Source organism: Flavobacterium araucananum (assembly GCF_002222055.1).
GTDB classification, from domain to species: domain Bacteria; phylum Bacteroidota; class Bacteroidia; order Flavobacteriales; family Flavobacteriaceae; genus Flavobacterium; species Flavobacterium araucananum.
Genome location: NZ_MUGS01000011.1, coordinates 59,590 through 80,055 on the forward strand (window position 1 = coordinate 59,590; position 20,466 = coordinate 80,055).

Annotated in this window: 17 protein-coding genes; 14 read left to right on the plus strand and 3 right to left on the minus strand. The window is 34.1% G+C overall.

Annotation, left to right across the window (positions count from 1 at the left end; genetic code table 11):
• The first annotated feature begins 46 nt into the window (after positions 1 to 46).
• The gene (locus B0A64_RS08450) at positions 47 to 2,326 is read left to right on the plus strand and encodes a TonB-dependent receptor (protein ID WP_089479077.1); all 2,280 of its coding nucleotides are present in this window, start codon (positions 47 to 49) and stop codon (positions 2,324 to 2,326) included.
• Positions 2,327 to 2,330: 4 nt separating this feature from the next.
• Positions 2,331 to 3,182: a DUF4249 domain-containing protein gene (locus tag B0A64_RS08455; protein WP_089479078.1), complete on the plus strand. Its 852-nt coding sequence runs from the start codon at positions 2,331 to 2,333 to the stop codon at positions 3,180 to 3,182.
• Between the two features lie 51 nt (positions 3,183 to 3,233).
• Here the strand turns inward: B0A64_RS08455 and B0A64_RS08460 are convergent, their stop codons facing one another.
• Entirely contained in the window at positions 3,234 to 4,655 is a 1,422-nt protein-coding gene (locus tag B0A64_RS08460) for a hypothetical protein (RefSeq protein ID WP_089479079.1), read from the minus strand.
• A 219-nt stretch (positions 4,656 to 4,874) separates the two neighbouring features.
• Here B0A64_RS08460 and B0A64_RS08465 point away from each other — a divergent pair, with 219 nt between their 5' ends.
• From B0A64_RS08465 to serB, 10 genes are all read left to right on the plus strand, one after another.
• Positions 4,875 to 5,639, plus strand: a complete 765-nt coding sequence (locus B0A64_RS08465) for an alpha/beta fold hydrolase (RefSeq protein ID WP_089479080.1) — start codon at positions 4,875 to 4,877, stop codon at positions 5,637 to 5,639.
• A gap of 165 nt (positions 5,640 to 5,804) precedes the next feature.
• A complete protein-coding gene (locus B0A64_RS08470; RefSeq protein ID WP_089479099.1) occupies positions 5,805 to 6,149 on the plus strand; it encodes a phage holin family protein in 345 nt (114 codons plus the stop codon).
• A 117-nt stretch (positions 6,150 to 6,266) separates the two neighbouring features.
• Positions 6,267 to 7,589 (plus strand): trigger factor, encoded by a 1,323-nt coding sequence (locus B0A64_RS08475; RefSeq protein ID WP_089479081.1) that lies wholly within the window; start codon positions 6,267 to 6,269, stop codon positions 7,587 to 7,589.
• Between the two features lie 223 nt (positions 7,590 to 7,812).
• Positions 7,813 to 8,487 carry an ATP-dependent Clp endopeptidase proteolytic subunit ClpP gene (gene clpP, locus B0A64_RS08480; RefSeq protein WP_072961284.1) on the plus strand — a complete coding sequence of 225 codons (675 nt, stop codon included), beginning with the start codon at positions 7,813 to 7,815 and terminating at the stop codon, positions 8,485 to 8,487.
• Positions 8,488 to 8,663: 176 nt separating this feature from the next.
• Positions 8,664 to 9,896 carry an ATP-dependent Clp protease ATP-binding subunit ClpX gene (clpX, locus tag B0A64_RS08485; RefSeq protein ID WP_089479082.1) on the plus strand — a complete coding sequence of 411 codons (1,233 nt, stop codon included), beginning with the start codon at positions 8,664 to 8,666 and terminating at the stop codon, positions 9,894 to 9,896.
• A 407-nt stretch (positions 9,897 to 10,303) separates the two neighbouring features.
• Positions 10,304 to 10,708: an SRPBCC domain-containing protein gene (locus B0A64_RS08490; RefSeq protein ID WP_089479083.1), complete on the plus strand. Its 405-nt coding sequence runs from the start codon at positions 10,304 to 10,306 to the stop codon at positions 10,706 to 10,708.
• A 59-nt stretch (positions 10,709 to 10,767) separates the two neighbouring features.
• The gene (locus B0A64_RS08495; protein ID WP_089479084.1) at positions 10,768 to 11,172 is read left to right on the plus strand and encodes an SRPBCC family protein; all 405 of its coding nucleotides are present in this window, start codon (positions 10,768 to 10,770) and stop codon (positions 11,170 to 11,172) included.
• A gap of 156 nt (positions 11,173 to 11,328) precedes the next feature.
• Positions 11,329 to 11,736 (plus strand): VOC family protein, encoded by a 408-nt coding sequence (locus B0A64_RS08500; RefSeq protein WP_089479085.1) that lies wholly within the window; start codon positions 11,329 to 11,331, stop codon positions 11,734 to 11,736.
• A gap of 37 nt (positions 11,737 to 11,773) precedes the next feature.
• Positions 11,774 to 12,217 (plus strand): VOC family protein, encoded by a 444-nt coding sequence (locus B0A64_RS08505; RefSeq protein ID WP_089479100.1) that lies wholly within the window; start codon positions 11,774 to 11,776, stop codon positions 12,215 to 12,217.
• Between the two features lie 173 nt (positions 12,218 to 12,390).
• A complete protein-coding gene (gene serB / locus B0A64_RS08510) occupies positions 12,391 to 13,620 on the plus strand; it encodes a phosphoserine phosphatase SerB (RefSeq protein WP_089479086.1) in 1,230 nt (409 codons plus the stop codon).
• Between the two features lie 146 nt (positions 13,621 to 13,766).
• On the opposite strand, the gene B0A64_RS08515 is transcribed toward serB, so the two are convergent.
• A complete protein-coding gene (locus B0A64_RS08515) occupies positions 13,767 to 15,275 on the minus strand; it encodes a GH3 auxin-responsive promoter family protein (RefSeq protein WP_089479087.1) in 1,509 nt (502 codons plus the stop codon).
• A gap of 246 nt (positions 15,276 to 15,521) precedes the next feature.
• Between B0A64_RS08515 and B0A64_RS08520 the strand changes: the two genes are divergently transcribed.
• Both B0A64_RS08520 and B0A64_RS08525 read left to right on the plus strand, forming a co-directional pair.
• Complete coding sequence (locus B0A64_RS08520; RefSeq protein ID WP_089479088.1) at positions 15,522 to 16,316, plus strand: DUF2797 domain-containing protein; 795 nt, start codon at positions 15,522 to 15,524, stop codon at positions 16,314 to 16,316.
• Between the two features lie 258 nt (positions 16,317 to 16,574).
• Positions 16,575 to 17,654, plus strand: coding sequence for a glycosyltransferase family 9 protein (locus B0A64_RS08525; protein WP_089479089.1), 1,080 nt, complete (start codon positions 16,575 to 16,577; stop codon positions 17,652 to 17,654).
• Positions 17,655 to 17,705: 51 nt separating this feature from the next.
• Here the strand turns inward: B0A64_RS08525 and B0A64_RS08530 are convergent, their stop codons facing one another.
• Entirely contained in the window at positions 17,706 to 20,333 is a 2,628-nt protein-coding gene (locus B0A64_RS08530) for an AsmA-like C-terminal region-containing protein (protein WP_089479090.1), read from the minus strand.
• Positions 20,334 to 20,466 lie beyond the last annotated feature (133 nt).

A 20,466-nucleotide genomic window follows, 5' to 3' on the forward strand; every position in this document is an offset into this window, starting at 1 on the left:
ATTGATTTATAATTGTTTACTTTCGCACTTTTCTTATTAAAATAAAGTGCCAAAAACAATACTCCTCTTTTTTTTATGCTGTTTTTCAAATGTATTTGCGCAAAGTAAAGCAACTATAACAGGAAACATAAAATCGTCTGAAAACGAAAACCTCGTTGGCGCAAGTATTTCTATAGATACAAATAATCAATATTACTATACCATATCAGATACTCTGGGTAATTTTCGGGAAAACATTCCGTTAGGGCAAGTCAAAATAACGGTTAACCAATTGGGATATTTAAAGAAATCTATCCCTTTTAATTTCTTGAAAGATACGGTACTTACAATCGAATTAGAAAAAGATATTTCGCTTTTAAAAGAAGTCATAATATCCAATGATAAAAAAAACGGCATTACCACTTTGTCAGGAGGCAAGTTATCTTTTAATCTAAAAGAATTGTCTGCTGTACCAACAGTATTAGGAACCACAGATATTATAAAGCTTTTGCAACTAACGCCGGGAGTGCAAAACTCCGGAGATGCAAACGGATATTTATACGTTAGAGGTGGAGATCCCGGACATAATGCAATTTTATACGACGGAACTCCTATATATGGTATGTCGCATTTATTAGGTGTTTTTCCTTTCTACAACACAGATCATATTAAAGAAGTAGAGTTTGATAAATCAAGTTCGAATGCAAAATATGGCGGACGTTTGAGCTCAACAACACTTTTAATTCCTAATAAAAAAATACCTGCAGAGTTTGGCATTCAGGGAAACGTTGGACTACTGGCATCACAACTTACTTTGGCTGTGCCTCTGGCTGGAAAATCAGGATTTTATATCTCCGGAAGAAGAACTTATATCGACGAAATTGTTGCGCCATTACTCTCTTCCGATTCAGAAAGTAGCGATGTTCAGGACATGAAATATGGTTTTGCAGATGGGAATATGACTTTTATTTCTCAAATTTCTAAAAATAATTTACTATCAGTCGATGCCTTTATTAGTGGCGATAAACTAAACATAAAAGATGATAATCTTGCTTTGAAAACCAGTTTAAAGTGGAGTAATTTTACCGTTTCTCCTACGCTCATAACTACATTTTCGCCTAAAACGACAATGTCAAATGCCGTTTATTTTAGTACGTACAAAAATGAATTGAATATGGAGCAAGCGACAATTGAGTTTGGAGTTTCGTCGTATGTAAAAGATTTTGGGTTTAATAACGCGTTTCGATATTGGCTAAAAAATATTCCGGTTGAATCCGGTTTACAATATGTTCACCATAATTTGCAACCTCAAAAAGTAAATGTCGAAAATCTGACAGATCTTAATAATACCGCACAAAACAATATCATAAATGCAGATGAAGCCGCTGTTTTTACTACAATCAGACCTAAAATAACAGAGCGTTTAAATGCCGAATTAGGGCTTCGAATTAATTATTATACCTCAGGAGCTAATACCTCTTATTTGCATTTTCAGCCAAGGATTTTAATAAATTATAGCGCAAGCGAAAAATATTCTTTTTACGGATCATACAACAGACAATATCAGTACTTGAGTTTAATAACAACTTCGAGCGTAGGAATCCCAACCGATTTCTGGATCGCAAGTTCAGATGGAATAAAACCACAATCATCAGATGAGTTTTCGATTGGTTCAAATCAGACTATTTCAAAAAACTTTTCATCTTCTTTAGGCGGATTTTATCGCTCGATGAAGGATTTACTTGAATATCCATACGGAATAACACAGTTTAATGAGGTTACAACCCTAAAAAATGATTTGCTTGTTGGAAAAGGAAAAGCATACGGGTTTGAAATGATGCTGCGCAAAAACAACGGAAAATTTACAGGCTGGTTGAGTTATACGTTAAGTTGGTCTGATCGAAATTTTGATGAACTTAATAGCGGTAATACTTATTTTGCAAAATACGACAGACGACATAATCTTTCGGTAGTCGGGATGTATGATCTTAATCAAAAATGGAACTTGGGAGTCACGCAGATATTTAGTTCCGGAAATCGTTTTACAATGCCTACTTCCTGGTATTTTATTAATAACAATCCTGTCAAAGAATATTCAGAATATAATAATGCGCAAATGCCCAATTATATCCGAACAGATCTTTCTGTGAATTACTTTTTCCTGAAAACAAATAAAAAAGAAAGCGCCTTAAACTTTTCGATTTACAATACCTTCAATATCGATAATCCAATTTATGTTATCTTGGATGTTAAAGTCAATAAGGATAAAAACAGTGTAGTTGTAAGACAGGAAAAAAAGACTTTGTACCGCATATTGCCTTCTATAAGCTGGAGGTTTAAATTTTAAAAAGATGAAAAAATACATACTGTTTCTCTTTGTTCTAATAATAATAAGTTGTTCCAAAGACGATTTTAAAGAGCAAAGTCTCGAATCTAAAATTGTAGTCGAAGGCTGGATCGAAGAGGGCGATTATGCTCAGGTTCTATTGTCAAGCAGTATTCCGGTTACAGATGCTATTGATTCTACCAATGTGTTAAATCACGTGATACGATCTGCAAAAATCACAGTCTCTGATGGTCAGACATCGGAGGTCCTGAGGGTAAAAAATGATAAAAACAGAGTGCCGCCATTTGTTTATTTTGGATCAACTTTGATGGGAGAATCAGGAAAAGAATATTCTTTAAAAATCGAATATTTAGATCGTGTTGTCCGGGCGGTAACAACAATCCCTAAAGCTGTAAAACTAAATAGTGCTCAATATATAAAAAAGGTTCCTACAGATACAACTGGTTATGTTTTTGTAAATTTTGATGATCCCGTAAACGAAAAAAACTATTATCAGATCGCTACCAAAATCGATACCAAAGAACCTGTTTTTGTTCCTGCATTTTATGGTAATCTGGATGATAAAAACTTTAGTACAGCATCAATTTCAGTGCAAGTAAACAGAGGTATTCTACTTTTTCCAAAAACTAAATTCACCCCTTATTTTGCCGATGGAGATTTGATCTATGTCAAACTAAGAACTCAGAACAAAGATGCTCTGGATTTCTGGAACAGCTGGCAAAACGAAATTGTAAACAGTAAAAATCCTATTTATCCATCAAATACAAGTTTAAAATCGAATATAAACGGCGGAATTGGTATTTGGGCAGGATATGGGCAAAGTACGTTGATTGTTAAAACTCCACCTAAAAAATAAAGCCGATTTGAAATCATTCAAATCGGCTTTAAGTAAAACTTCAATTGCTTTTTATTTGTTAAAAGCTTTTGCGAATTCTTTGAATTTAGCTTGGAAATCAGTAAATCCAGTCGAGAAATAAGCACTAACGGCTACTTCTGTATTATCATTGAATCTTAAGTAGTCTACTTCATCATAATTTTGTAGAAGTACTATTTGACTGTTGCTTGTTACATCCCAATAACCAGGGTCAGATTTAGGAGTTATCCATACAGGCAGGTACCATTCAGAAGTATAGCTTTTTTCTGAGTGCTGAACAACATCGGCAATTTTGGTTCCGTCTTTTTTCGAAACTAAAATCAATTTTATGTTCTTGTTAAAATTAGTTACAGTTGCTTGAGAATTTTGTTGGTAGTATTTATTTCTTGCTGCAAAATAGGCAGGATAGTCAGAATTAGCCTTGTAGCGATCCGGGTATGTAGGATAGATTAGTGCTTTTTCTGTAGCAATTTCTTCACTTGCAGCAGTAGCTAAATCCATATCGGCAACAATAACAAAATTGTCCATTAATTTAAACAATCCATTACCTTTTCCTCTATATTGTTTAAGCTCATCGCTGCTATCGATTAAACCATCGATATTTGCAGTACTTGCCGAAGTAAAGTCAAGTAAAACTTTTCCGTTGTAAGTAAGAGCAGCTTTTGCAGTGTTTTCAGCACCTTTTTTACCACTCATTTCCCAGGTATAACCTTCGCTCAAAGTCATTTTGTAAGCAAATGCATCCGGAGCTTGTTTTCCGGCAGTATAACTCGCTGTTTGAGTAAAAGTAGCAGCTTGATTACCATTAATCGTTAAAACTGCATCTGCAGATGAAGGCAAAAAGATTTGATCGTATTTTGTAGCTGTTTCAATGTAATTTTTAGTTTCAGGATCATAAGTATAACTTCCGTAAGTATCTGTAAATTTTACTTTTACAGTAGATGCTACACTTTTAGAAGAAAGTGTTGCAGTGTTTGAAGTTTCTGATGCTTTAGCAGGGAAAACAAATTTCAATTCAGTCGTCGAAGCTGTTTTAACCCAGATTTTTTCAGATTTATTCCAGGTATAAATACCATAAACATCCGATACATTTATTAATTCTTCTATTTCGTTACCATTTTTCCCGCCAAAAATATCAACTGGACTAACGGTTAATAAATTTCCTAAGTTTATAATGGCTTCAATAGCACCAGAACTTTTAGTTTTGTCTAACTGAACCAACATGTCATTCGCTTCGGCTTCAGCTTTAACTTTTTGTTGTGCAGGAGTTAAGGCAGAATAAGGTTGCTTAAGAAGTGCAGCAATTTGCTCCGCAAGAGTTTGCTCTTTTACAGGTTCTTGTTTTGGCGGTTCTTCTGTTACTGGATCTGTTTTAGGATCAGTACTGTCGTCGCTTGAACAGGAAACTGCAAGTTGAGAAACAACTAATGATAATAGAAGTAGTTTTTTAATCATGATAGAATGTTTAATTAATTGAATTAAATCAATTTTTTGATTTGATTTTTTGATGGTGCAAGATACTATATGCTAATCTATATTCTTTACGGGAAACCGTAAAGCCGTACACTTTTTTTTATTAAAATAAAACTAAAATTAGTTTCGTAATTTTTATTAGATAAAGATTGACAGATAAGTTTTTTACCTTTGTGTTCAGTTTTTAAAATCAAAATATAAATGTTATACTCAAAAATAGAAGGAGAAGGAAAACCCTTTATCATCATGCATGGTTTTTTAGGAATGTCTGATAACTGGAAAACCCTTGCTTCTCAATATGTAGATGCCGGATTTCAGGTTCATATTTTAGATTTAAGAAATCATGGCCGCAGTTTTCATTCCGATCAATTTACTTATGAAGCCATGGCGCAGGATGTTTACGAATATTGCCAGGCAAATCAATTGACTAAAGTTGATATTCTGGGGCATTCGATGGGAGGAAAGGTAGCCATGCTTTTTGCAACCACACATCCTGAAATTGTCGATAAATTAATTGTAGCCGATATTGGACCTAAATTTTACAAACAACACCATCAGGATATTTTGGCAGGTTTAAATGCAGTTGATTTTTCGGTAAAACCAAGCCGAAATGATGTCGAAGAAATTTTGGCGCAATATGTTCCGGATTTTGGAACACGACAATTTTTATTAAAAAACTTATATTGGATCGAACCCGGACAATTGGCATTTCGATTTAATCTGGCCGTTTTTAATAATAATTTAGACGAAATAGGAAAAGCCCTGGCTGATAATTTAGTCTTCGATAAACCAACGCTGTTTATTCGCGGAGGAAATTCAGGATATATTCAGGATGCTGATTTTGATGCCATACGCCAGCATTTTCCGGATGTTAGCTTCGAGACCATTCCAGATGCAGGACATTGGCTTCATGCCGAAAATCCTAAAATGTTTTTCGAATTAACGACTGAATTCTTAAAAGAATAATTAAGTTCAATTTCTTATAACCACAAGTTAAAAAGATTTTCACAGATTTAATAATTAGAAATAAAAAAATCCTTGTAGTCTTTTTAATCTGTGGCAAAAAAAGCAACGAAATAGTTGATAAATATAAAATTCATTACTTTTATTATAACTTTAAATCAAAAAAATATGAAACTATTACTTAGACTCCTTGTAACCGCAGCTTTGGTGTTGCTAATTGCTAATTTTTTAACAGGGGTTCATGTTGCAAGTTTTGGCACGGCAATAATTGTTGCAATTGTTCTGGGTTTATTAAATGTTTTTATAAAACCAATATTAGTAGTCCTGACATTGCCTGTAACATTTATAACATTAGGTTTGTTTTTATTGGTCATTAATGCGATCATAATTTTATTGTGTACCAATATTGTTGGCGGTTTTAAAATCGATTCATTCTGGACAGCATTGTTGTTTAGTATTATATTATCTGTGCTTCAGTCTATTACTTACAAGATTTTGGCAGACGATAAATAATTCAAAATATAACGCAGGTTAAAAACCATGCTAAATACAATAGATTAAAAACTTGGTTGGGTTGCAAAAATTTTATAATTTTGCAACCCAATTTTATTATGTAAATTAAAGAAGAACATGGATATTAAGAGAGTAGCAATAAACGCTGTGAATGAAACAATTGTAATGACAGTTGTTCACATGGATTATAAAGGTCAGGTAGCAAAAAGAATAAACGAAAAAATGCCTTTGGCTACTGTTAAAGGTTTTAGAAAAGGACAAGTACCTAAAGACCTTGTTGAAAAACAATACGGAAAATCTATTAAACAAGAAGAAGTAAAAAAAGTAGTTGATTTGGCTTTAGAGCGTTTTGTTCAATCTGAAAGATTAAACCTTTTAGGAACTCCTCTTGCTAAAGAAAACGAAAACTTTGACTGGGATGCTGAAGAACTAACTTTCGAATACGAAATTGGTTTGGTCCCTAGCTTTGAAATTGATTTAGAAGCTAAAAACAATATCGTAAAATATATCGTTACTGCTGATGATAAATTAATCGACGGTCAGGTAGAGCGTATCCAGAAACAATTTGGAAAAGCAATCCCACAAGAAGTGGTTTCTGCTGATTCTGATTTAACCGGAACATTCTCAAACGAAGAAAAAGAAATCAACAATACCACTACAATTGCATTATCTACATTCAATAAAACTGCTGCTGATAAATTTATCGGTAAAAAAGTTGGAGATGTTGTTACTGTAAGTACAAAAGGTTTATTTGAAGATGATCACCAATTAATGGATTACCTAAAAGTAGGTCATGATGATGTTCACGGTTTAGATATCGAAGTAAACTTTACTATCGAAGCAATCAATGGTGCTGAATTGGCAGAATTAAACCAGGATTTATTTGATAAACTTTTTGGTGAAGGAAAAGTAGCTTCATTAGAAGATTTGAAAGCTAAAATAAAAGAAGATGCTGAAGCTCAATTCGCGCAACAAGCAGATCAAAAATTATTATTAGACGTTCAGGATTTCCTTATCGAAAATACAAAATTTGATTTACCGGCTGAATTTCTTAAAAAATGGTTGCAAACTGTTGGAGAGAAAAAACTTTCTGCAGAAGAAGCTGAAGTTGAATACGCAAGATCTGAAAAAGGATTACGTTTTCAATTAATCGAAGGAAAAGCAATGGCTCAAAGCAATATCCAAATTACATTTGAAGATTTGAAAGCATTTACAACAAACGCAATCAGACAACAAATGGCTCAATTTGGTCAAACAAATCCAACTGACGAAGAAGTTCAGGGAATTGTGGCAAGAGTTTTATCTAATCAGGAAGAAGTGAAAAGACTTTCTGAGCAGGTTGTTGCAGAGAAATTGTTAGAAGTGTTTAAAGAAAAAGCAAATCCAACAACTAAAGAAGTAACTTACGAAGAATTTATTGCCGCTTCATACGGAGAATAATTTCTAAAAATTAAGTATATTTGAGCGTCAAGAGAAATTCTGTTGACGCTCTTTTTTTGTTTAAGGTTCAGGTTCAATTCGCAAACAGAAGGAACGGGCAGAGCAACTTGAAACATAAAACCTTTAAAATAAAAAGAAGACAAATTGACATCCTTTAGAAAGAGGTACAACCTTTGATAAAAGAATAATACAGATATAACGTAAAACTTAGAACACTTAAAATATGAACTACGGTAAAGAATTTAAAAAATTTGCTACAAAGCACCAAGGAGTAAATGCTATGTACTACGATAAAATCGTAGCAGCAATGAACCCAACCAATATGACTCCATACATTATTGAAGAGCGTCAATTGAATATTTCTCAATTAGACGTATTTTCAAGATTAATGATGGACAGAATCATCTTTTTAGGAACAGGTATCGACGATCAAATCGCTAACATTGTTCAGGCTCAGTTATTATTTTTAGAAAGCGCTGATGCATCAAAAGATATTCAGATTTATCTAAATTCTCCTGGAGGAAGCGTTTACGCAGGATTAGGGATTTATGACACTATGCAATACATCAAACCTGATGTAGCGACAATTTGTACAGGTATGGCAGCTTCAATGGGAGCCGTTTTATTATGTGCAGGAGCAGCAGGAAAACGTTCGGCTTTGCCACATTCAAGAGTAATGATTCACCAGCCATCAGGAGGAGCACAAGGAGTTGCTACAGATATGGAAATCAACCTGCGTGAAATGTTGAAACTGAAAGATGAATTGTACAACATCATCTCGCAACATTCAGGACAAACTTTTGACAAAGTGCACAAAGACAGTGAACGTGATTACTGGATGAAAGCTGATGAAGCGAAAGAGTACGGAATGATTGATGAGGTTTTAAGAAGAAGCTAATTTTTTTTTTAAGGTTCAAAGTTGCAAAGGGACTAAGGTTCTAAGATGACTTGAAACTTGAAACAAAATTAAACTTGAAACAAAAAATAAAAAGTTAATAGGCTACTAAGTTTATGAGGTTTTATTGTTAAATCTCATAAACTTAGTACCTTTGCGACTTATGTAACTAAAAAAGAATGGCTAAAGTAGTATTAGAATGTTCGTTTTGTGGAAGAAAAAAGCCAGAAACCAATTTATTAATCGCAGGTATCAATGCACATATCTGTGATAAGTGTATTGAGCAAGCACACGGAATTGTATTAGAAGAATTAAAATCTAGTGGAAGTGCTAAACTTGTTGGGGATTTAATTTTAAAGAAACCAAAAGAAATCAGAGCTTTCCTGGATCAATACGTTATTGGTCAGGATCAGACCAAAAAAGTAATGTCAGTTGCGGTTTACAATCACTACAAACGTTTAATGCAACAGCAATTGGACGACGAAGTAGAGATTGAAAAAAGTAACATTATCATGGTAGGGCAAACCGGAACCGGAAAAACATTGGTAGCAAAAACTATCGCAAAAATGTTAGACGTTCCTTTGGCAATCGTTGATGCAACAGTACTTACAGAAGCTGGTTATGTAGGAGAAGATGTCGAAAGTATTTTGACACGCTTGCTACAGGCAGCAGATTATGATGTAACCAAAGCCGAAAGAGGAATTGTGTTTATTGACGAAATTGATAAAATTGCCCGTAAGAGCGATAATCCGTCTATAACACGTGATGTTTCTGGTGAAGGAGTGCAACAGGCTTTATTAAAATTATTGGAAGGAACAGTTGTAAACGTGCCACCAAAAGGAGGACGTAAACATCCGGATCAAAAATTTGTTGAGGTAAATACCCAAAACATACTGTTTATTGCAGGTGGAGCTTTTGATGGTGTTGAACGTATTATTTCTAAACGTTTAAACCGTCAGGCAGTTGGATATTCAACTTCAAAAAATGTAGATAATATCGATAAAGACAACTTGTTGCAATATATCATTCCAAAAGACATTAAAGATTTTGGTTTAATTCCGGAGATTATTGGTCGTTTACCTGTATTGACGCACATGGATCCTCTTGATAGAGAAACGTTGCGTGCAATTTTGACACAACCTAAAAATGCCTTAATCAAACAATATCAAAAGTTATTCTTAATGGATGATGTTGAGTTTAATATCACAGACGAGGCATTGGATTTTATTGTTGATAAAGCTTTAGAATATAAATTAGGAGCTCGTGGATTGCGTTCTTTATGCGAGGCAATCTTAACAGATGCAATGTATGAACTACCAAGTTCAGATGATAAAGTTTTGACAATCGATAAAGATTATGCAAAACATACTTTGAATAAAAATTTATTGAAGCGTATGGAAATTGCTTCTTAAATCCTGATATTACCTTGGCAAAGTCCTGAATTTTGACAAAGTTTATAAGTAAACCTGCTCCTTCATAAGAGCAGGTTTTTTTTGTATAAATAAATGTCTCCATAGCCCTTGGTCTAAACGTTATCCTTTTGTAAAAGCACTACAAGCACAAACAGGGGTCGTAGCCAGTTTATCGTTTAATAATCCTGACGCTACACAAAAAGCACCCGTACAAAAACGAGCCAATTTGACTCCTTATTTCTGTTGTTTTTTCTAGAAAAACAATAACATAAAAAAACAGGTATTTTGTCTTAAATGCCCATAAAGTTGACTTTAAGGTATCTTAAAACTAATGGCAATATTTTAAATTTGCTTTAAATATTTTGTAATTTTATAAAAAACTCAAATACAATTTTAATAAAAACGTAATGATCACAGTACAAAACACGATTAATGCATCGATCGATAAAATTTGGGATTTCTGGACGTTACCGGAACATATCAAAAATTGGAACACTGCCATAGACAATTGGTATACTTTGCATGTCGAAAATGATTTGAAAACAGGAGGAAAATTCAAATACAAAATGGCTCAAAAAGGAGGGAGCTCCAGCTTTGATTTTGAAGGAGTTTATACTAAAGTAGAAAGCTTAGCATTGATAGCCTATAAGCTGTCTGATAACAGAACAGGAAAAGTGAGTTTTGAAAAAAGTGGAAATATAGTAAAAATTACAGAAGTTTTTGAACCCACAACAGGAGAACCTGAAAGTATGCAGGAACTATGGTGTCAAACGGTTATTGATAATTTTAAGAAATATGTCGAAAGCAATTAAGAGTTAGTACAGGTAAAAAAGGCTATCCGTAAAAAAAAAATAATTAAAAAAAAGATATAATGATCACAGTACAAAACACGATTAACGCTACAATTGATAAAGTTTGGGATTTCTGGACATTACCGGAACATATTACAAAATGGAGTTTTGCTTCGCCGGAATGGCATACGCCTTATGCGGATAACGATTTAAGAGAAGGTGGGAAATTTAAATCAACGATGGCTGCAAAAGACGGAAGCATGAGCTTTGATTTTGGCGGAGAATATACATTGGTCGAAAAACATAAAGCGATTGAATATGTATTGGAAGATGGCAGAAAAGTTGAAATTAGCTTTGCCGAAACCCCAAACGGAATAGAAGTAATCGAAAAATTTGATCCTGAAACACAAAATCCCGAAGAAATGCAACGTGGAGGATGGCAGGCAATCATGGATAATTTTAAAAGTTATGTAGAACAAAATTAGTTTTTTGAAGGTTCAAAGGAACAAAGTGGCAAAGGGACAAAGTTTTTTAACTGTAATAAAAAAACCTTTGCGTCTTAGCGCATTCGTGGCAAAACAGCAGAACTTAAATTATCTTACATCACTTATATGGTCAAAAACATTTAAAAGTAAAAAATTATGACAAAACAAATTTGGCTGAATTTGCCGGTAAAAGAGGTGGCAAAATCAAAGGCTTTTTTCTCAAAAATAGGCTTCTCTTTTAATGAAGAACACGACACGCCAAGTTCGACTTGTATGGTGGTGGGTGAAGGAAATTTTGTAGTTATGCTTTTTGAAGAGTCGCTATTTGCCAGCTTTTCTCAAAATAAACTCACAGATACACAGTCAAGTTCTGAGGTTTTGATTTCGATCGATGCAGAGAGTGCAACAGAAGTAGATGAACTAGCCAGGAAAGTCGAAGAAGCTGGCGGGAAAGTTTTTGCGCCCCCAGCAGAAAGTCAAGGCTGGATGTACGGTTGCGGTTTTGCAGATTTAGACGGTCATCGCTGGAATGTTCTCTTTATGGATTTTAGTAAATTATCTTAATCCTTTTAATAACAAACAAAACAAAAAACAAAATATTATGGCAACAGCAGTAAACCCTTATTTAATTTTTAACGGAAATTGCGAAGAAGCATTTCTGTTTTACAAATCAGTTTTTGGAGGAGAATTTCCGTATATCGGAAAATTTAAAGACATGCCTGCAGACGAAAATGGCAGCTGTCCTGAAGTCTCAGAGGAAGATGCAAATAGAGTTATGCATGTTTCACTGCCAATTGGAGATACTATTTTGATGGGAAGTGACAGCAACCAGCAATCCGGAGATGTAGTTTTTGGCGGGAACTTTTCTGTCTCTGTCAATGTTGAAAGTGCAGCAGAAGGAGATAGGATCTTTAACGGACTTTCGGCAAACGGAACGATTTATATGCCAATGAATAAAACATTTTGGGGTGCCTATTTCGGAATGTTTAAAGATAAATTCGGTGTAAGCTGGATGGTAAACTTCGATGAGAATCAACCAGGCTAAAAAAACGCTGATTACAATAAAAAGTTACGTTATTTTAATAGCGGAACATAATTGTTAAATTAATTGAAAAAGCACATTGATATGTGCTTTTTCTTTTCAAAAAAACAAACAATATCCTTTTTTATCAACAATAGATTGCCGATTTTTGTCGCTTCTTAAAATCAACACATAAAATGGCAATAGAAGGTAAAGAGATTATTTTATTAAAAGTTTCAGGACATGATAAAATAGGAGTAACAGCAGGTTTAACAGCTGTATTGGCTACTTATGACGCTAATATTCTGGATATTGGCCAAGCCGATATTCATGACACACTATCTCTGGGTATTTTGTTCGAAATCGAAGCCGGTTCGAGTTCAGGACCTGTCTTAAAAGACCTTTTGTTTAAAGCTTATGAACTTGAAATTAAAGTAAAGTTTATTCCCGTTTCTATCGAAGATTACGAAACGTGGGTAAAATCACAATCAAAACAACGATACATAATAAATATTTTGGGCGAGAAACTGGCAGCTTCACAATTGGCTGCTGTAACCAAAATAATGTCAGATCAAAACCTGAATATTGATTCTATAATTCGACTAACAGGCAGAACATCAATTGTCGAAAAAGAAGAATATCCGCGTTCTTGCATACAATTGTCCGTTACAGGCGAAATTGTAAATAAGATTATCATGACAGCAAGTTTTATGGAAATTTCCAGAACGCTGAATGTAGATATCTCTTTTCAGGAAGACAATATTTATAGACGAAACCGTCGTTTGGTATGTTTCGACATGGATTCTACTCTGATCCAGACAGAAGTTATCGACGAGTTGGCAGAGCTAAATGGAGTGGGAGAGCAAGTACGTGCCATTACAGAATCTGCAATGAACGGCGAAATAGACTTCAACGAAAGTTTTAAACAGCGAATGGCTTTGCTGGAAGGTTTGAGCGAAGATGTGTTGCAAAATGTTGCCATCAATTTGCCAATAACAAAAGGAGCACACCGTTTGATGAAAGCCTTGAAATATTACGGATATAAAACCGCAATTTTGTCCGGAGGATTCACTTATTTTGGAGAATATCTGCAAAAAGAATTAGGAATCGATTATGTACACGCTAATCAACTAGAGATCAAAGACGGTAAATTGACCGGTAAATATTTAGGCGAAATTGTAGACGGTCAAAAGAAAGCCGAATACCTGAAAGCCATTGCCGAAAAAGAAGGAATCCACATCAATCAAACCATTGCAGTAGGCGACGGAGCAAACGATTTGCCAATGTTAAACTTAGCAGGTCTGGGAATTGCTTTTCATGCCAAACCTAAAGTAAAAGAAAATGCCGCAACCTCAATTTCAAGCTTAGGTCTTGACGGAGTTTTATATCTTCTAGGATATCATGACCGATATATTGATATGATGTAAACGACTGTTATCTTGAGCAAGTCTAAGGCTTATGATCTGGTAAGGTTCAGTCATATGCCAATTGTTTACGACAATTGAGGAGCAATTATAATATGCCTGATAATTGATTCGTGCTAATTTGTGCAATTTGTGGCGAACTTTTTATTCTACATCTCCTTCAACTGCTCCAAATAATCTCTCTGATTCGAAAGTCTTGGTATTTTGTGTTGTCCGCCTAATTTATCGCGCTCCTTTAACCAATCATAAAACAAGTTTTCGCGCGCCACATTAATCACCAGAGGATTTAGCGTCATATTGTTCTGGCGTTTGGCTTCGTAGTCAGAATTTAAAGTCTGCAGTGTTTCGTCCAGCACTTTCTGGAAAAGCCCTACATCAGCAGGTTTTTTCTTAAATTCGATCATCCATTCGTGAGCGCCTTTTTCTTTGTCCTGCATAAAAATAGGAGCAACCGTATAATCGATAACCTCCGTATGAGTAAGCTGGCAGGCTTTGGCAATTGCCTGATCTGTATTTTCGACCATTAATTCTTCGCCAAAAACATTAATATGGTGTTTCGTTCTGCCTGTAACTCTAATTCTATACGGATTCAAAGAAGTAAAACGAACTGTATCTCCAATCAAATAGCGCCATAAACCGGAATTGGTCGTAATTACGATTGCGTAGTTTTTATTTAGTTCAACGTCTGCCAGGCGAATTACTTTTTGATCAGGAGTTCCAAAGGTATCCATTGAAATAAATTCGTAGAAAATCCCGTAATCCAGCATCAACAACAAATCGCTCGAATTGTTTAAATCCTGAATGGCAAAGAAACCTTCGGAGGCATTATATATCTCGTAGTATTTAAAATCTTTACTGGGTAATATTTTCTTGTATTGTTCTTTGTAAGGAGAAAAACTCACACCTCCGTGAAAATAAACTTCCAGATTAGGCCAGAGCTCTAATAAACTTTGTTTGCCTGTGTTTTCAAGAACTTTATTCATTAAAACCAACATCCAGGACGGAACGCCTGCAAAGCTGGTTACGTTTTCGTTTTTCGTTTCGTTTATAATCGCAGCAATTTTACTTTCCCATTCGCTCATTAACGACGTTTTGCTGCTTGGCGTACTACTAAACTCAGCCCAAATAGGCATGTTTTCGATCAAAATAGCCGATAAATCTCCAAAAAAAGTATTGTTGTTTTCGTAAATCTGAGAACTTCCGCCCAGGCGAAGACTTTTTCCCAAAAACAATTCAGAGTCTTCGTTATTATTTAGATATAGGCAAAGCAAATCTTTACTTCCTTTATAGTGGCAATCTTCGAGTGCTTCAGTACTTACCGGAATAAATTTACTTTTAGCATTTGTAGTTCCGCTCGATTTGGCAAACCATTTTATAGGAGTTTCCCAAAACACACCTTGTTCGCCTTGACGGGTGCGTTCGATTAAAGGTTGTAATTCCTCATAAGTAGCAATGGGAACTCTTTCTGCAAAAGTGGTATACGATTTTATTGATTCAAAATCATATTGTTTTCCAATAACAGTATTCTCTGATGCCGTCAACAAATTATGCAACAGTTCTTCCTGAACTTCGTTGGGGTATTTTAGAAAAAGTTCTATTTGATGTATCCTTTGTTTAAGGACCCAAGAGGCAAACGAGTTGATTATTGATAAGGGCATGGAGAGAATTTAGATTGTTGATTTTAGATTTTATATTTCTTGATGAACGCAAAATCAAGGAAATTTAAAATTTGAATATCGATAGACAAATATTAACTTTGTCACTGTATCAAAAATAGTGTTTTTTTGCAAAAAAACAATTGTATTTGAGCCAAAGATTCAACTTCAAAAATAGAATTAACAAGATATAATGGTCCAAATTCTTCTAAGCGAATTTAAATCTAAAATCTTAAATCAAAAATTAAAATGACATACCAAGGCGTACTTACCAAAATGCAAACTGAAATAGGAAACCCAATTCAATATTACCTGGTTTTCGAAGATAGTTTTTTAAACATGAATCAACTTTTGAACAAAGAGATTGAGATTAATTTTGCAGGTTATGAATGTTTGAATTGTCATAAAAAGAAAAAAATATACCGTCAGGGATTTTGTTACGACTGTTTTTATTCGAGTCCGGCAGTTGGCGATTGGATTATGAGACCGGAATTAAGTACGGCTCATTTAGGAATCGCAGATCGTGATCTCGAATACGAGCAAAAAGTACAATTGCAACCCCATATCGTTTATCTGGCTTTGGCAAGTGAGGTAAAAGTGGGTGTAACACGCAAAACTCAGGTTCCTACACGATGGATCGATCAGGGCGCTACACAGGCAATTGCCATTGTTGAGGTTCCTAATCGCTATTTGGCGGGAATTACTGAGGTGGCTCTAAAAGATCATTATACAGATAAAACAAATTGGAGAAAGATGCTACAGAACACAGGTGAAAGTTTTGATCTGATTGCAGAGAAAGCAAAAGTAGAAAATTTGATTCCTGATGAGGCAAAGGAATTTTTCTATTCTCAAAAAAATGACCTGTACGAATTGCATTATCCTGTATTAAATTATCCCGCAAAAGTAGCCAGTTTAAATCTGGATAAAACGCCTTCTTTTCAAGGAAAATTAACAGGTATAAAAGGGCAGTATTTAATTTTTGAAAACGGAACGGTCTTTAATGTTCGTAGTTCAGAAGGATATATTGTCACTATAAACGTCTAGCTATATTCCTTACCCGTCTAGTCTTATTGGCGAACGGTATAGTATATTTTTACCCGCCTAATAGTTTTAGTACTTTTAAATCTCTTTCAAGAAGCTGAAAATGTGAATGTTGATACATTTGGTTACAATTTTGTAATAATAGCTTATTGAAAGAATTTAATTTTAGAAAAAAAAAGAACCTAGTTTTAAGCTAGTTCAATCTTTGGATTTTTTTAAAATTTAAATCAAGATTTAGTAATTCTTAAATTATTTGACAAGATGGGTACTTTAAACAAAATAAACGATTATAGGCGTAGCTTAATGCGCGGTCTGACTAAGAATATTGGAAAAGCAAGATTACAAGAAGACATTATATTGGTGGATAAAACGGATATAAAAAGAATTTTAATCTGCAGGCCAAACGGACGGTTAGGAAACTTATTATTGATAACACCTCTCGTTCAGGAAGTCACAGAAATATTTCCAAATTGTAAAGTCGATTTGTTTGTTAAGGGAACATTAGCTCCAATAATTTTTGAGAACTATGACAACATTGATAAAATAGTTGATTTGCCTAAAAAGCCTTTCAAAAGTTTACTGAAATACCTGAATGTCTGGATTTCATTAAAACAACAAAAATATGATATTGCGATCAATGTAGATCAAAATTCTTCCTCAGGACGTTTGGCAGTTCAGTTTTCTAATGCCAAGTATAAATTTTTCGGAGATTCGAATGAAGAATCCCAACTCATGAAAAAGGACTACGAACATATCGCAAAATATCCCGTTTATAACTTTCGATATTATTTAACCAAACTAAGATTTCCTAAAAGAAATAAAAAAATAGCACCTTTAGAGCTGAAATTATCTTCGGCTGAAATTGTCGATGGAAAGAAAATTTTAAAAGATCTGGTGCAGAATGACAAAAAAACGATTTGCATTTTTACGTATGCAACCGGAGAAAAACGGTTGTCAGAAGAGTGGTGGCAAAACTTTTATAAGCAACTTAAAGCAGAATACAGAAATTACAACATCATTGAGATTTTGCCTGTAGAAAATGTATCGCAAATTGCATTCGAAGCACCTGCATTTTATAGCAAAGATATTCGCGAGATAGGAGCTGTAATTGCCAATGCCGATTTGTTTATTGGTGCTGATAGCGGGATTATGCATTTGGCAAGTGCTGTAAAAACACCAACTCTGGGGTTGTTCTCTGTTTCGAACCTTAAAAAATACGAACCTTATGATAATTACAGTATTGCTGTAGATGTTAATTCGTATACCAAAAAAGAGTATTTTAAAACGATAAGTTCAATCTTAAACAACGAAAAATTAGGCAACTATTCAAAAGCGATCTAAAAAATAGAAAGTATAAAAAAAAGGCGTCCCGTTGGACGCCTTTTTTATGTCTTAGTTTTTCTTCTTGAATAAACCATTTAGTAAGTCACTTGCTTTTTTGGTCACTTCCTGAGTTTTTTGTTCTTTCTCAGTAGCCGCGGCTTTAGTAGTGTCTTTTGATTTCGTATTCTTGTTGATCAAATCAGTAAGAGCCGAAGTCCCTTTTTGAGTTAGTTTCTCTTTTTGTTGGTTGACCAACTGAGTCGTTAAACTGGTAACAGCGCTTTTCATATCTGTAGAAATCTTTGGATTCGAAAAATTACCTGTTATAAGGGCATTTATCGGAATGTTTTGCAGTTTTGCGGCATCAGCAGGAGACATTTTTGCAATAAAAGCATTTGCTTCCGTTCCTAAATATTTAGCAGGAACATCCAGTTTTAAGTTGTAATTCATGGTTTGGTCAAAACCGTGAGTTCCTCCAATAGTTACCTTAATATCCTGATATTTAATATCAAATGGTTTAACATTTACCTTTCCGTTTTCAAAAGTCAATGCAGCCTTAATATCGTTCAGGTTCAATTTGTTGGTATCAATAAATTTAATGTTAGAACCTAACGCACTCAATAAAGTCGAATTTTGAGCATTTACAGTAGTCGAAAGCAATTGTCCTATCAAATCTCCAGAGATAGATTTTAGGTCTGGAGTTAATTCTTTTGCATCAAGATTTCCGTTTAGTTTAATCGTCGAATTCAATTTACCGTTAATAATTCCTGCAATAGGCGCGATTTTTTTCATCATGTCCAATTGCGTAAAAGTTTGTGAGATATCAACTTGGTTAAAACCTAAATTCATGTCAAAAGTTGGCACTTTTGCTTTTGTAGAAACCGTTCCCGTTAAACCAATTGTTCCTCCAAAAATAGATGTTTTAAAATTTTCTAAGGTAGCTTTCTCATCCTTTACAATCAATTTTCCCGAAACATCCTTAAGTTTCAAATTATCATACAAAACCGTAGTTGCTTTTGCATTTATAGTACAATTTAAGAAAGCAGGAATCTTCATTGCTTCAGCAGGTTTTGCCGGAGTTGATTTTGTTTCTGTTTCTTTTCCGGCTGCGGTTCCGGTTTTGGCAGGTTCTCCCGTAGTCATAAAATCATCAACAGCCAGTTGGTTAGAACTCATGTTAAAGTTTCCTTTAAGCTCTTGTTTTTTGAACATAAAACCATAGAAATTCTCTAAAACACCATTAATACTCAAGTCACTTTTTCCGGTTGTAGCATCAAATTTTTTCAAGTTGATCGTACTCGGATTAAATTCAACCAAAGCCGTGCTAATGTTCATTGATTTGTTGTTTTTATCAGTATATTTAAATCCTGACAAACTCATCGTTCCGGCATTTTTTATGTTTTGATATTGGCTTTTTTCTACAGATGCCATATCAAATTGCGTCGTAACATCTGCTTTTAAAATACCCGCAAGAGGTTTGTCTATTTTAATAGGGTACGCTTTTGAAAGATTGGCCAAATTAATAGTTCCTTTTAAAGCTGCATCCACAAACGGATTTACAGTAATATTTTTAATATTTGCTTTAGCAGCAAAAACATCCTGATCAATTCTGAAAGATAATTTATCTAAATTAACGTAAGTATCATTTAAGATTCCCGTTTCATTGATAATTTTGGTATCTATTACAATATTCTGAACAGATTTTGGTAAGTTAGGATATTGAAACGATGCATTGTTTGATGCAATGGCAATATTAAATTTAGGAACAGTTTTATCTGTCAATTGCCCTTTTGCAAAACCTACTACAGTAAAATCCCCTGTAGTTTTTACACCATTAAGGCTTGAAGAATAAGCGGCAGGAATTAAGCCTAAGAAATTCGTAAAGGACGAAGTTGGTGTTTTAAACTTTAAATCATAGTTTTGTCCTGCATCAACCATCTGGATAAATCCGTCAAATTCTAAAGGCAATTGATTAATTAAAGCTTTATTTTCTTTAAACGTATATTTGCTTTGTGCCAAATCGATTCCTAAAACAGCGTCTAAAGTCAGTTTTACATTTTTCATGTAATTGATTTTATCCATATCCAGCGAAACATTTGCAGTAGATTTTGTCGTTAAGTCTAGTTTTGAGTTCGTAAAATCTCCCGTTCCTTCATGATTTAAACTATCAATAACCATTTTTATCTTAGAACCCTGATCGATATATCTAAATGTAAAATTCTCGATTTTATAATTCTGGATTTTTAAAGAAAGCGGTTTGCTTTTGTCATCTTTCTTGGTTTCTTTTTTGTCTTTTAAGGCAATGTCAAAGTTACCAACACCATCTTTATTAAAAATAATGTTGATTAAACCGTTTGTAGAACTTATTCCCTGAATATTTAAAGGTTCCTCTTTTCCTTTAAAAAGTTCTTTAATACTCATTTTTAAGTTCAATTCGCCTAACGAAACCAATGTATCACCTTCAAAAGGTGCTTTGTTGATAATAACCAGTTTTTCTATCCCAACAGTTGCGTTAGGGAAGTTTTTAAACAAACTTAAATCAGCATCGGCAAAACTTACTTTGGCATCAACACTTTCGTTAATGGCATCGGCAATTTTAGCCTTTATTTGATCTTTAAAGAAATACGGTATGGCAAATAATGCGGCTACAATCACCACGAGAACAATAGCTGTAATTTTTAAAATTTTCTTTAACATATAAATAGATTTGAGAATTTAATTTATAATTGACTCCTGCAAAAATAGTTTTTTTTGATTGAGTTCGCAGATAAAGTTTTTATTAAATGTAAGAATTTATTTAATTTTATTAAAAATAAAAAATCCGCCTGAA